This is a genomic window from Acidovorax sp. 94, assembly GCF_003634645.1.
GTDB lineage: Bacteria > Pseudomonadota > Gammaproteobacteria > Burkholderiales > Burkholderiaceae_C > Acidovorax > Acidovorax facilis.
This window is the reverse complement of record NZ_RBJA01000001.1, coordinates 3,503,511-3,516,059: the sequence shown is the minus strand read 5'-3', so window position 1 is coordinate 3,516,059 and position 12,549 is coordinate 3,503,511. Positions and strand designations below refer to the sequence as shown.

The following is a 12,549-nucleotide window of genomic DNA, read 5'->3' as shown; positions in this document are numbered from 1 at the left end:
TGTTGTGGATGGGTGCGGGCTGCAATTGCCGGTTCACTGGCGTTCTTGCAGCTCCACATCCTTGGGGTAGCGGATGGTGTGCTCGGCGCTGAACTGCGCCGTGGCGCCTGCGGCCAGCGGCTGCTGCCAGGCCACGGTGCCGGGTGTGCGGTTCCAGGCCGTGTCGGTGGGCTGGGGCTGGTAGCGCGATTCAACCTCGATCTTCTCGTTGCGCGACACCGGCGCGGCATGCAGCACCTGCAGCGTGATGCCGGTCTTGTGGCGGTTTTCCACGCTGTAGGCGCGGCGGGTCTTGCGCTCGGTGCGCGAGCCGGTAAAGCCGGTGCTGCCCGTCAGGTCCTGCACAGGCTCGGCGCGCACGGTGACGAGTTCATCGCGGCCAAACGACAGGCTGGTGCTGCCCGCCGGGGCGCCCGCGCTGGGGGTGGAGAAGTCGATGCGCCCGTTGCCCACAAACGCGCCGTCGCGGTACAGGCCTGCTGGCCCTGCGGGCCACACGCCGGGCGGCTGGGCCATGTGGGCCACCAGGTAGGCGGCTTCTTCCACGGCGGGGGCTGTGCGGGTGATCAGCGTGGCGGGGGCCGTGTGGTTGCCCAGCGCCAGCGTCACGCGCTGGCCGCTTGATGGCACGGTGATGCGCTGCGGCACGGCGAACTCGGTGGCAAAACCCTTGTCGAGGGTGCTCACGTCGAAGGAGATCTTGTCCTCTTCGACCACATTGCGCGAGCGTGCCACGGGCGATGGTGCTGCAGCCATGGCCATCGCCGGTGCGGCTGCGGCCATGGGGCGCGGCGGCGGGGCTACATCCAGCGTCCACTCGCGGGGCAGGCGGCCCTGGGTGGCCCGGCCGGGCTGGCCAGTGGACAAGGTCAGCTGCACAGTGCCCCAGTCCTCGCCACTGTTTTGCGCCACCAGCGCCTGGCGCTCGATCAACACGGTGGATTTGGTGGCATCCAGCGTGGCACGGTAGGTGGGTTGCCAGCCAGGGCCGCGTACTTGGTAAGACAGGCGCAGCTCGGCCTCGCGCTCGGCGGCCAGGTTGATGGTGACGGACACCACCCGCGCACGCTGGCTGGCCACGCGGTCGCGCTCGGCCACCAGGGGCTTGAGGGCCAGCTCCAGCGCCTCCTGCTTGCGTTGCAGTTGGTGCGCGCGTGCAAAGCTGTCTTGACCAGACTTGCGCAGTACATCGGCGGTAGCGGTGATCTGTGCGGGCGTCGGGGTGGCGACACGGGGGGCGCTTGTAGCAGGCGCTGCCGCCTCTTGGCCATTGCCGGTTTGTGCCACGCTGCGCAGGTAACCATCCACCAGTTGCAGGGCGGAGGCTTCGGCCTTCACTCCCGCGATCTGGTCTTCCAGTTCGCGGATGCGGCCATCCAGCGGGCTCGCGCAGCCCGCCGCCACATCGCGGTCTTCGGTGAGCACGTTGAACTCGCCCACACGCACGGCGGGGTCGGCGTTGATCTGCAGGCTTTGCACATCCAGCGACGCGGGCAGGCAGGCCAGCGTGAGGCTGCGCGCGCCAGCGGGCACCTTGGCCACACGCTCCACCGTGGCGCTGCCAGGGTAGACGGTGACGCGGGCGATGCGGGAGGTGTCCTGGGCGTGGGCCGACGAGGCCGCGATGGAGAGCAGTGCTGCGCTCAAAAGGCCCAAGGTACGGTGCAGGCGCGGGATATTGGGGCAATGAATCACGAGACTCCTTGGGCGTGGATGGACAGCGAAGGATGCTAGCAGCCCGCGCTGCGGATGCCGTGCCCCCGCGTGGAGTGCCTCCGGCGATTCGTGGGGGGATCGCGCTACCGCCGCTCAATCAGCTCTATCTGATAGCCGTCAGGGTCTTCAATGAAGGCAATGTTTTCTGGTGAAGTCCGGTCCAGAGAAAGTGACTGCATGGGCCCCGCCGCGCGAACTACCGAAACCCCGGCGGCTTGCAGGCTGGCGCAGCTTTTGGCCACACTGTGAACGGCCAACGCGATGTGTCCGTAGGCCGTTCCACGTTGATAGGCAGACTGGTCCCAGTTGTAGGTCAGTTCAATGCTGGCGTCGGTGGACTCGTGGCCATAGCCGACAAAAGCCAAGGTGAAGCGGCCTTGGGGGAAGCGCTCCTGGCGGTGCAGGCGCATCCCCAGCTTGTTGGTGTAGAACTCGATGGACCGCTCCAGATCTGCCACCCGCAACATGGTATGCAGCAATCGGGTGGGCTGGGGGCTCAGTCCTTCATCGTCAAAAGTCGTCATGGTGGGCCTTGGGGTGGTTTGGACACACGGTGTGGCAATGTGGGGCGATACAGTCGCACACACCGTGTTGAGGCGTGCTGGATTTACCCGCGGGCTGCTGCTTCGCCCAGCTCCTGGTTGGTGTATGCCTTGCCGCCAATGCCCCACATGCCGTCCACCGCGTATTTCAGGTTGACCCAGATGTTTTCGCGGGGCTGCTTGCCGCCGCAGGCTTCAAAGAGGATATCGGTGGCCTCGGCGACATAGGCGGTTTGCACTTCCCGTGTGGCAAATGCAAATGAGGGCGTGAGCCATTCCACGATGGCGACGTTGGTCGGGCTTGTTCCCGCGTAGGTGCTGCCCTCAGGGAGCTCTGAAATATGCCCAATGACGTTGGGTGTGAAGAACTTGTTGCCAGCCAAGCCGTGCAGCTTGAGAAAGGCCTCCGACAGGCGTGCCATGGTGCTTTGCTGGCGGTTTTTGGGCAGGATGCCTTCGGTGATGATGAGTGTGAGGGGCATAGCAGCTTCAGAAAGTTGATGGCTTGGTGCGGACCATCCGCACACCCGGACTGTCGCGAATCGCAAAGACTTCGGAAACAGCTGGCCGGACACAGCGCTTGTGCAGAAAATGCACAACCATGGACAACCTCACGCTGGATGACTTCGCCTTGTTTGTGCAAATTGCCTCGGCACACTCGTTTTCAACCGTGGCACGCGAGCGCAACGTGGCTGCAAGCCACGTCTCGCGCGGCATGGCCCGCATCGAGGCGGCCTGCGGCTTGCGTCTGGCCCACCGCACCACCCACAGCCTGTCGCTCACGGAAGAGGGCGAAATGTTCCTGGAGCACGCGCGGCGGATTTTGGGCGAATATGCCCAGTTGCGAGACGGATTTGGTGGGCGTTCGCTGCACATTGGCGGCACGGTGCGCATCAGTGTCAGCCAGCTGCTCGCTGAATATGTCTTGATTCCCAAGCTGCACCTTCTGGGGGCCCAGTATCCGGGGCTGACGGTCGAACTTCAGGTGGAAGACCGTGTGGTGGACATGGCCGATGAGTCGATTGATATTGCGATTCGCGCTGGCGTCGACCCGGCACAGGCATCCGTGGCGCGGTCGCTGGGCAGCCATGGTCGTGCACTCTATGCATCACCTGGGTATGTGCAAACGTACGGAGCTCCGATATCCGTGCAGGATTTGGCTGCGCATCGGCTCATATCCAACGCCTCCACCCCGTCGCACAACCAATGGGATTTTCGGGTGAACGGCGAGCCCACCATGCTGATGGTGAAGGGCAAAGTGCAGGTCAACAGCAGCGCAGCGGTGATCTCCCTCGCCCTGGGTGGCGCGGGCATTGCACGCATGAACGACGTGATTGGCCAGGCGCTGGTGGACCAGGGCAAGCTCTTGCCGGTCTTGCCACAGGCCGTGGAACGCGGGAGCCATCCCATATTTGCGGTGATTCTGAGCACCCGGCACCGCGCGCCCAAAGTGCTGGCCACCATGGACTATTTGCAGACCTGCTTTGCGTCGTTTGCAAAACCATCGGGTGAACCCGGCATGCTGTTGCGCCCCGACAGGGCGTAGGCGTGCAGCGCAGGCACGGGGCTACAACACCCCGGGCACTTGCGCCGCCAAAAAGTCATACACCGCCCGAATCCTGCGGCTGGTGCGGATCTCGCGGTGCACCGTGAGCCAGATAGGCAGCTCGGGCAACGCAAGCTGGGGCAGCACCGCCACCACGTTTGGGTCGGTGCGGGCCATGTAGTTGCCCACAAAGCCGATGCCCAATCCTGCGCGCACGGCTTCCCAATACGCCATGAGGTCGTCGGTGCGAAACGCGAAGTGCTGGCGCTCCACCGGGTAGCCCATGGCGGCAAAGCCTTGCAGGATGTCCTCGTGCCGGTCGTTGCCCACCAACTCGTGCTGCAGCAGATCGGGCGGCTGCCGGGGTGTGCCTTTGCGGCGCAGGTAGTCGCGGTGGGCATAGGCGCCCAGCGTGACCGCGCCGATGCGTTTGGCCACCAGGCTGGCCTGGTCGGGGCGCACCATGCGCAGCGCAATGTCGGCCTCGCGGCGCAGCAGGTTGGTGACCTGGTTGCTGGCCACCAGCTCGACCTGCACCTCGGGCAGCGCCTGGCGCATGCGCGCCAGCACGGGCGGCAGCAGCACGCAGGCCACGGGCTGGCTGGCGGTGATGCGCACGGTGCCCGTCACGCCTTCCTCCGCGCCCGACACGCTGCGTGCCAGCTGGTGGGCGCCCATCTCCATGGCGCGGGCCGATTCGGCCAGCCGCAACGCCGTCGCGGTGGGTAACAAGCCGCGCCCTGTGCGCTCAAACAGCACCACGCCCAGCTGCGATTCCAGCTCGGCAATGTGGCGACCAATGGTGGGCTGGCTGGCGTTGAGGACCCGGGCTGCGCCCAGCAGGCTGCCCTGGTCCAGCGCGGCCAGAAAGGACTGCACCAGGCTCCAGTCAAAGGTTTGGTTCATGGCGATAGCGTGCCCGCAACGGGGTGGCAGCGGGGTGGTTGGAGGTATTCAAATTTGCATTGCTGTTATGGACGCTTAGCCAATTGTGTAACGGGCTCTGCGTTTCCACAATCGATACATCCCTTGTGAATGGAGCCCTGACATGACCACCCACCCCCGTTTTCCGCCCTGCACGGACAACCCTTCCACCGTGTTGATCCTGGGCGCCCGGGGCCGGCTGGGACTGGCGGCGGCCCGGGCCTTTGCCCAGGCCGGCTGGCAAGTGCTGGCCCAGGTGCGGCCCGGTGCGCGGGGGCCTGCGCTGCCCGCTATCGCCGGTGTATGGTGGATGCCCGTGGCGGTGGAGGACACCGCCGCACTGGCGGCCCAGGCGCAAGGCGCGCAGGTGGTGGTGCATGCGCTCAACCCCGCCTACACGCACAAGGCCTGGCGCGAAGAGGCGCCCGCGTTGATGGAAGCTGCCATTGCCGTCACCCGCCAGCTGCGTGCCACGCTGATGCTGCCGGGCAACGTCTACAACTTTGGCGAAGGCATGCCGCCCGTGCTGCACGAAGACACACCCCAGGCCGCCACGGGCTTCAAGGGCCGCATGCGGGTGCAACTGGAGCTGCGCCTGCAGGCTGCCACGCAAAGGGGCGACATGCGCGCCGTGGTGCTGCGCGCCGGGGACTTCTTTGGCAGTGGCACCGGCAGCTGGCTGGACCAGGCCATTGCCAAGGACCTGCCCCGGGGCCGCATCACCTGGCCCGGCCCGCTGGACGTAGCCACGCCCTGGGCCTATCTGCCCGACCTCGCCCGCACCTTCGTGCGTGTGGCGCAAGAGCGGGACCGGCTGGCCCCCTTCGAGTGCCTGCATTTCGCTGGCCATCACGTCACGGCGCAGCAGTGGCTGCACAGCTTCACGGCCATTGCCGCAGAGCAAGGCTGGTTGCCCGATGCGGGCGCGCTGCGGGTGGGGCAGTTGCCGTGGCCGCTGCTGCGCGTGATGGGGCTGGTGGCCCCCAGGTTCGCTGCGCTGGCGGACATGCGCTATCTGTGGCGCACGCCCCACCGTCTGGACAACACCCGCCTGCGTGCGCTGATCGGCGACGAGCCCCACACCCCCTTCGATCAGGCCGTGCGCCAGGCGCTGGCAGATTTGGGGCTCGTAGCCTTGCGTTCGACCCGCGCTGCGCTGGCCTGACGGCACAACCTTTGAACCACCGGAGTCTTCTCATGAACCGTCGCAACTTCATTCGTTTGGCAGGGGGTGGCACCATCGCCGCCGCCACCACCGGCACGCTGGTCGCCTGCGGCGCCGTGAGCTCGAACTATCCCGCCGAGGCGGTCGAGGCCTGGCAGGGCCCTGTGGGCGAGACCGATGTGCGCCGCCGGGCGGTGGCCTACGCCATCACCGCGCCCAATTCGCACAACCTGCAGCCCTGGCTGGTGGACTTGCGCGAGAGCGGTGTCATCACCCTGCGCACCGACCCTGCACGGGTGTTGCCACAGACCGACCCGGGTGGGCGCCAGATACTCATCGGCCATGGCGCCTTTCTGGAGCTGCTGGTGATGGCGCTGGCCCAGCAAGGCGTGGCCAGCGAGGTGCTGCTGTGGCCGCAGGGCGAGATGCCTGCGGCCCTGAAGGACTGGGACGACCGTCCCGTGGCGCGCATCACCCTCAAGCCGGGCGGCCAGCCCGACCCGCTGTTTGCCCAGGTGCTGCTGCGCCGCACGCCCAAGACCGATTTCGACACCACCCGCCCCGTGGCGCCCGAGTTGCTGGCCCGGTTGCTGGGCAGCGCCCCGGCTCAAGCCCCGCTCAGCGTTGGCGGTACCGTCAGTGCAGACCAGTTGCCCGCGCTGCGCACGCTGTGCTGGGAGTCCGCCCGGGTAGAGCTGCTCACGCCGCGCACCATGATGGAAAGCATCCAGCTCACCCGCGTGGGCCCGGCCGAGATCCTGCAGCACCGCGATGGCATCTCGATAAATTCGCCCTTTGTGCGCGCGGTGTCGGCGCTGGGCCTGTTCGACCGCTCCGCACCACCCGCCGAAGGCAGCGCGGCGTACAAAAATGCCATGGGCCGCTTTGAAGGCCACAGCCGCACGGCCATGGGTTTTGTGTGGATTGCCGGCCCCAACACGCGCAGCGACCAGATTCATACCGGGCGCCTGTATGTGCGCCAGCAGTTGCAGGCCACGGCGCTGGGTGTGGGCATGCACCCCATGAGCCAGGCGGTGCAGGAATTTGCCGAGATGGCCCCGCACTTCGAGCGCGTGCACCAGCTGGTTCTGGGGCGGCCCGCGCCGCGTACACCCCAGGAGCCCACCGTGCAGATGTTCTGCCGCATGGGTTACCCGCAGGGCGAGGTGCCTGCCACGCCGCGCAGGCCGCTTGCGCGTTTTGTGCAGGCTTGATTCCGAGGAGGGCAGCACCTGCGCAAAGGGCTGATGCAGATCAACCTCCGGCCACAAGCTGGCGCGCTTTGCCGCTGCTTCACACACTGTTCAGGTGGCGTTCATCGCGGGTTTCTACAGTTGCTGCATTGCAACAATTAGTGGGGCTGGTGATGTGGAAGAAGGTTTTGGGGGGCACTCTGGCGGTGGCCATGGGCGTGTGGATGTTGGCTTTGATCGTGCCCCAGCCTGCACCGCCCGCGTGGGGCGATGTCTGGTGGTGGCGTAACCAGCTGATCCTGCTCACCGGGGTGGCAGCCTGGGCGCTGATGTCGCTGATCATGGTGCTGGCCGTGCGGCCCGCGTGGCTGGAAAAGCCGCTCGGTGGCCTGGACAAGAGCTACCGCCTGCACAAGTGGGCGGGTATCGGCGCGATTGTGCTGGCGTTGCTGCACTACGGGCTGCAGCTGTCGCGCAGCCTGCTGGCTGACTGGGTAGGCCGCCCAGTGCGCGCGCCGCGCGCGGATTGGTGGCTCAATACCTTCCGCCACCTGGCCGAGGAGATGGGGGAATGGGCCGTGTGGTTCCTCGCGGCCATGTTGGTCATCACGCTGTGGCAGCGGTTTCCGTACCACGTGTGGCGCTACCTGCACAAGCTGCTGGCCGTGGTGTACCTGGTGCTGGCCTTCCATGCTGTGGTGCTCACGCCGCCCGCTTGGTGGCAGCAGCCTGCGGGTGTGCTGGTGGGCCTGTGCACGCTGGTGGGGGTGCTGTGCGCCGTGCGCTCGCTGGCCGGGGCCATCGGGCGCAGCCGCCGCCATGCAGCCCGCGTGGTGAGCGTGTCGCCTCAAGGGGCTGGGGTGCTGGAAGTGACCTGCCAGGTCAGCCCCGCCAGTCGCTGGAAGCATGCGGCCGGTCAGTTTGCGTTTGTCACCTTTGGTCGTGCCGAGGGGGCGCACCCCTTCACCCTGCTCAACGCCGACCAGGGCGACGGCGCGCTGCGGTTTGCCATCAAGGCGCTGGGCGACCACACGGGGCAGCTGCCCCTGCAGGTGCAGCCGGGCCAGACGGTGAGCATCGAGGGGCCGTATGGCTGCTTTGACTTTCGCGGCGACAGCGCCACCGAGCAGGTGTGGGTGGCCGCAGGCATTGGCGCCACGCCGTTCATGGCTTGGCTGGAGTCGATGCAGTCCACGCCCGCGCTGGCGCCCCGGGTGCACCTGCACTACTGCGTGCGCCATGCAGGCGAGGCGGTGTTTGCCGAGCGCATGGCCGCGCTGTGCGCGCGCCTGCCCAGCGTGACGCTGGAGATCCACTACAGCGACGACGCTGGGCCCGTGACACCCACAGCGCTGCTGGCGGGCACCAGCCCGGCGGCGAGCGTGTGGTTCTGTGGGCCGCAGGGTTTTGCCGAGGCGGTGCGCCTGGGCATGCAGCAGCTGGGGCGCTCGCCTGCGCGCTTTCACCAGGAGCTGTTCCAGATGCGTTGAGGCGGGGTTTTCTCCCCGGCGCTCCGGGTGGGGCAGGAGAAAATGAGCCAAATTGCCACTCAGCGCTTTACAGGTAAGCGCAAATAGCTATTGAAAATGTAGCAAATGGTGCCCGTAATGTTGGCCGTGAGGTGCTCATGCCCCCAGCGCTACGAACGCGATCAGCCTGCCCATGCGCCGTATCCAGTCCGCGGTGAAGATGAACTGGGGCTTGTCTCTCTTCACACAGGGCTCGATGTTCGGTGGGTTGTCGGCCGGGTAGGGCGAGGTGTCATGCACATCGCCCACATGCGTGCTGCGGTAGGCCTCCATCTGGTTTGCATCGCCCCGTGGGGCAAGCTCTCGGCCCAGTACCGCAAGGCCTTTGCCTATGCGGGCGCGCAGTCCACGCGTGAAGCGTTGCTGACCATCATTGCGAAGTAGCCGGGGTCTTCGGCACCTGCCCCGCAGGGCGGACTCTCAGGCGGGAAACGATGGGCCGTGGGGCTGCAGGCACATGGGCCGTTCATCGAACGCCAGCCAGCCCAGCGCGTCGCACAGCGCCTGCACCCAGGCGGTGTAGTCGGTGCGCAGCGAGCAATGCATGGCGAGCGGGCCATCGGACACGTTGTCGGGGAGATGGAATTCCACCCCGTGGCCCAGCACCGTGGCGTGGCCCCAGGTGGGCAGGGCCCACTCCAGGCCCGGCACCATCTGCGCGAGCGATGTTTTGATGTGATGGATGTCGCGCAGCATCAGCACCGTGTCGGGTGAGAGCTCGTCGGTGGACAGCGGCAACCTTGCGGGCTGAAAGAACAGGTAGGTATAAGCCATGGAGCGCGATGTTGCACCTTGTTGCACGGGCCACGCACAAGCCTGCAGCGTGCTGCGTGAACTATTGCGCAGCCCGTTAGATTGCGTGCGCAGCGGGGCTCAGCGAGCCGCAGGCGCCGATGGCACCAGGTACTCGCGCACCAGGGCCCTTGCCCGGTGCAGTCGGCTTTTGGCGGCCTCGCGCGTCACCCCAAGCCGCTGCGCCATCTCCTCGATGGTCAGCTCCTCGAAGTCGCGCAGCAGGAGGGCCTCGCGGTACAGGGGCGGCAGTGAGTCGATGGCCAGGGCCAGGTCGTGGCGCAGCTCGTGGTCGGGGCGGTGCGACCAGGCGAGGTTGTCTTCGACTTGCGCCAGTGGCTCGGCCTTGAGCCACGCCAGCATCGGCCGCATGCACAGGCGCTGCACGATGCGCACCACCCAGCCACCAAACGCCGCCACCTCGCGCAGCGCGCCCACGCGGCGGTAAACGATGATGAGCGCCTCCTGCACCACGTCGTCGGTGGCCGTGGTGGCTGCGCAATGGCGCAGCGCATAGCGGCGGATGTCGGGGCGGGTGAGGCGCAGCAGCTGCTCCATCGCCACGGTGTCGCCGCTGCGCGCGGCGGGAAGCAGCTGGGCGAGTGTGGGTGCGGTCGTGGGGTTGCTCATGGTTTTAGTTCTCCACAGCGCATTGCGCCACCCGCAGCCTGTGAAACCGGCGCGACCCCTGCACGGGCAGCCGCGCAAGGGCCGCCCCGCCGCGCTGGCTGCGTCCACCGCCCAGGCGCAGCGTGAGAAGAGCAGGGGGTGTGGGCGCGAAGCGACTCAGGGGGTGTTGTTTCATGTCATTCGACAGGCTTGCGGCCCACCATGGCGCAGGCGGGGCAGTAGCCAAATGCACCGCTCAGGATGCTGCCAACGCCCGAGGCGGCCAGCGCCAGGCCCAGGGGCGATGCGGCCAGCCACCAGAGGCCCGCAGCGATGAGGGCGACGCCCCCCACAACGCGCAGCAGGCTTTCGGGGCGGGTGATGTTTTTGCGGTACAGCATGGGAATGGGCTCCTTGGTCGGTTGAAGGAGGTGCCAACACAGGGCGCCTCCATCACCAAGAGCCGCGGGTTTCGCAAAAGGATTCATGGGTTGCGAAAAATTTTTTGCCAGTCACGGCTGCCCGTTACCGGAAATGGTCAAACGAGGCGTAGCGCTTGTCTACCGGTTGGCCCTGTGCATCCACCAGTTGCAGTCCAGGTGTGACCAGCACCGTGCCGATGCGGGTGACGGGCGTGCTGCTTGCCTGCGACGCGGCGGCCACCGCGTCACGCTGCGTGGGCGGGGCGGTGAAGGCCAGCTCGTAGTCGTCGCCACCTGCCAACGTGCATTGGCGAATCAATTCAGCATCAAATAGGGCTCCAGCGCTTGATGGATAAGCGCTAGCAGCTATCAGTTTTGAAGTGATGTGCGTGTCGATCCGGGCCCCTACGCCTGAGGCCTTGAGGATGTGCGACAGGTCGCCCAGCAGCCCGTCGCTCACATCCATGGCGCTGCTGGCCACGCCGCGCAGGGCCAGGCCCAGGGCCACACGCGGGGTGGGGCGCTCCAACCGCTGGCGCGCGCGGGCCAGCACGTCGGCGGGCAGGGGGGTGTGGCCCAGCAGAGCCTCCAGCGCCAGGCGGGCGTCGCCCAAGGTGCCGCTCACGTAGATGTCGTCGCCGGGCCGCGCGCCGCTGCGCAGCAGGGCCATGCCGGCGGGCACCTCGCCAAACACGGTGATGCAGATGTTGAGCGGGCCCTGCGTGGTGTCGCCCCCCACCAGCTCGCAGCCGTGGGCATCGGCCAGCGCCCACATCCCGCGCGAGAAGCCTTCCAGCCAGGCCTCATCCACCCGGGGCAAGGACAAGGCCAATGTGAACGCCAGCGGGCGCGCGCCACAGGCCGCCAGGTCCGACAGGTTCACGGCCAGCGCCTTGTGGCCCAGGGCTTCGGGGTTCACGTCCGCAAAGAAGTGGCGGCCCGCCACCAGCATGTCGCTGGAGATGGCCAGCTGCATGCCGGGTGTGGGCGCCAGCAGCGCGCAGTCGTCTCCCACGCCGAGGGCCACGGCACCGCCGGGGCGTGCGGGGCGCGTGAAGTAACGTGCAATCAGGTCGAATTCACCCACGGTGCGGTCCTAAAGAATCGGGAGAAGAAAACGGCGCGAACCCGCTCAGTCGCTCGGCTCTGCGGTGGAAAACCACTGCGCCCAATGGTCGATGCAGGCCTGGATCTTGGGCAGCCGGTGCCTGCGGGTGAGTGTGATGGCATGGATGGGGCTGGGCTGCAGGTCCACGCAGTCGGCCAGCACCGGTGCCAGCAGGCCCTGGCGCACCAGGGGCTCCGCCACCACCGTGGCCAGGCGCGCAATGCCCAGGCCCTGCAGCGCCAAACGCGCCGTGATCGCCGTGCTGCCCGAGCGCCAGTGGCCATCGGCCACCAGCACATGCGGTTCGCCATTGATCTGGAAAGGCCAGTGGTTCAGAAACGCCACCGCGCTGTTGGTGATGAGCCGGTGCTGGCGCAAGTCGTCGGGGCGCTGGGGCACGCCGTGCGCCTGCAGGTAGCCGGGCGTGGCGTACAGCGCGCGGGCCAGCGTGCCCAGCGGGCGCGCCACCACGGTGTCGGTCAGCGGCGGGCCGGTGCGGATGGCGATGTCGATGCCATCGCGCGCCATGTCGGCCATGCGGTCGTCCACTACCAGTTCCACACGCAGTTGCGGGTGCTTGTGCTGCAGGCTGTCGAAGCTGGGGATCAGCAGGTGTTCCGCCACCACCGAGCTGGACGCCACGCGCACCCAGCCGCTGGGCTGGCCACTTTGCTGGGCGAACTCGCCCTCCAGCTCGTCGAGCGTGCCGGTGATGCGGCGGCAGTAGTCCAGAAAGGTCAGCCCCTCGGGTGTGGGCGTGAGGCCGTGGGTCGTGCGGTGCAGCAGCCGTGCGCCGCAGGCCTTCTCGATGCGGGCCAGCGTGCGCGAGACCTGGCTCACCGGCGCATCGCGCTCGCGCGCCACCGCCGAGAGCGAGCCCAGATCGGTCACGCGCACGAACAGGTGCATGTCTTCAAAGCGGATATCGCGCATCGGGCAATGGTAACGGCGGGGGGCCGGGGAGCCTCTGCACGAATCGTCGCGCTCGATGCGCGCACAGGCC

At 67.2% G+C, this 12,549-nt stretch carries 16 protein-coding genes; 5 read left to right on the top strand and 11 right to left on the bottom strand.

The window, feature by feature from the left end; genetic code table 11:
- Window positions 1–33: 33 nt before the first annotated feature.
- From C8C94_RS16240 to C8C94_RS16230, 3 genes are all read right to left on the bottom strand, one after another.
- Complete coding sequence (locus C8C94_RS16240; RefSeq protein WP_121421434.1) at window positions 34–1,656, bottom strand: DUF4139 domain-containing protein; 1,623 nt, start codon at window positions 1,654–1,656, stop codon at window positions 34–36.
- Between the two features lie 143 nt (window positions 1,657–1,799).
- Window positions 1,800–2,240, bottom strand: a complete 441-nt coding sequence (gene gloA, locus C8C94_RS16235) for a lactoylglutathione lyase (RefSeq protein ID WP_121421433.1) — start codon at window positions 2,238–2,240, stop codon at window positions 1,800–1,802.
- An 83-nt stretch (window positions 2,241–2,323) separates the two neighbouring features.
- Complete coding sequence (locus C8C94_RS16230; RefSeq protein ID WP_121421432.1) at window positions 2,324–2,740, bottom strand: 4-oxalocrotonate tautomerase; 417 nt, start codon at window positions 2,738–2,740, stop codon at window positions 2,324–2,326.
- 119 nt (window positions 2,741–2,859) lie between these two features.
- On the opposite strand from C8C94_RS16230, the gene C8C94_RS16225 reads away from it, so the two are divergent.
- Window positions 2,860–3,804 (top strand): LysR family transcriptional regulator, encoded by a 945-nt coding sequence (locus C8C94_RS16225; RefSeq protein ID WP_121421431.1) that lies wholly within the window; start codon window positions 2,860–2,862, stop codon window positions 3,802–3,804.
- 21 nt (window positions 3,805–3,825) lie between these two features.
- Here the strand turns inward: C8C94_RS16225 and C8C94_RS16220 are convergent, their stop codons facing one another.
- Window positions 3,826–4,710: a LysR family transcriptional regulator gene (locus tag C8C94_RS16220; RefSeq protein WP_121421430.1), complete on the bottom strand. Its 885-nt coding sequence runs from the start codon at window positions 4,708–4,710 to the stop codon at window positions 3,826–3,828.
- Window positions 4,711–4,852: 142 nt separating this feature from the next.
- Here C8C94_RS16220 and C8C94_RS16215 point away from each other — a divergent pair, with 142 nt between their 5' ends.
- The 3 genes from C8C94_RS16215 (at window position 4,853) to C8C94_RS16205 (ending at window position 8,576) form a co-directional block, all read left to right on the top strand.
- Window positions 4,853–5,893, top strand: coding sequence for an NAD-dependent epimerase/dehydratase family protein (locus tag C8C94_RS16215; protein WP_121421429.1), 1,041 nt, complete (start codon window positions 4,853–4,855; stop codon window positions 5,891–5,893).
- A gap of 32 nt (window positions 5,894–5,925) precedes the next feature.
- Window positions 5,926–7,107: a twin-arginine translocation pathway signal protein gene (locus tag C8C94_RS16210; protein WP_121421428.1), complete on the top strand. Its 1,182-nt coding sequence runs from the start codon at window positions 5,926–5,928 to the stop codon at window positions 7,105–7,107.
- Between the two features lie 128 nt (window positions 7,108–7,235).
- On the top strand, window positions 7,236–8,576 hold the full coding sequence (locus C8C94_RS16205; protein ID WP_233573490.1) for a ferric reductase-like transmembrane domain-containing protein: 1,341 nt from the start codon (window positions 7,236–7,238) through the stop codon (window positions 8,574–8,576).
- Window positions 8,577–8,711: 135 nt separating this feature from the next.
- Here the strand turns inward: C8C94_RS16205 and C8C94_RS25655 are convergent, their stop codons facing one another.
- Window positions 8,712–8,855 carry a hypothetical protein gene (locus C8C94_RS25655; protein WP_162239751.1) on the bottom strand — a complete coding sequence of 48 codons (144 nt, stop codon included), beginning with the start codon at window positions 8,853–8,855 and terminating at the stop codon, window positions 8,712–8,714.
- On the opposite strand from C8C94_RS25655, the gene C8C94_RS25740 reads away from it, so the two are divergent.
- Entirely contained in the window at window positions 8,850–8,999 is a 150-nt protein-coding gene (locus C8C94_RS25740; RefSeq protein WP_162239752.1) for a hypothetical protein, read from the top strand. The genes C8C94_RS25655 and C8C94_RS25740 overlap by 6 nt on opposite strands.
- A gap of 36 nt (window positions 9,000–9,035) precedes the next feature.
- Here C8C94_RS25740 and C8C94_RS16200 read toward each other — a convergent pair whose 3' ends face one another.
- The 6 genes from C8C94_RS16200 to C8C94_RS16180 all read right to left on the bottom strand — a co-directional run bounded on the left by C8C94_RS16200 (window position 9,036) and on the right by C8C94_RS16180 (window position 12,479).
- Window positions 9,036–9,389: a hypothetical protein gene (locus C8C94_RS16200; RefSeq protein WP_055395567.1), complete on the bottom strand. Its 354-nt coding sequence runs from the start codon at window positions 9,387–9,389 to the stop codon at window positions 9,036–9,038.
- Window positions 9,390–9,488: 99 nt separating this feature from the next.
- On the bottom strand, window positions 9,489–10,037 hold the full coding sequence (locus C8C94_RS16195; protein WP_121421427.1) for an RNA polymerase sigma factor: 549 nt from the start codon (window positions 10,035–10,037) through the stop codon (window positions 9,489–9,491).
- A 4-nt stretch (window positions 10,038–10,041) separates the two neighbouring features.
- Window positions 10,042–10,212 (bottom strand): hypothetical protein, encoded by a 171-nt coding sequence (locus C8C94_RS25650; protein ID WP_158603832.1) that lies wholly within the window; start codon window positions 10,210–10,212, stop codon window positions 10,042–10,044.
- A gap of 1 nt (window position 10,213) precedes the next feature.
- On the bottom strand, window positions 10,214–10,417 hold the full coding sequence (locus C8C94_RS16190; RefSeq protein ID WP_010466405.1) for a DUF2892 domain-containing protein: 204 nt from the start codon (window positions 10,415–10,417) through the stop codon (window positions 10,214–10,216).
- A gap of 124 nt (window positions 10,418–10,541) precedes the next feature.
- Window positions 10,542–11,525, bottom strand: a complete 984-nt coding sequence (gene thiL / locus C8C94_RS16185) for a thiamine-phosphate kinase (RefSeq protein WP_121421426.1) — start codon at window positions 11,523–11,525, stop codon at window positions 10,542–10,544.
- Between the two features lie 45 nt (window positions 11,526–11,570).
- Window positions 11,571–12,479, bottom strand: coding sequence for a LysR family transcriptional regulator (locus C8C94_RS16180; protein ID WP_121421425.1), 909 nt, complete (start codon window positions 12,477–12,479; stop codon window positions 11,571–11,573).
- Window positions 12,480–12,549 lie beyond the last annotated feature (70 nt).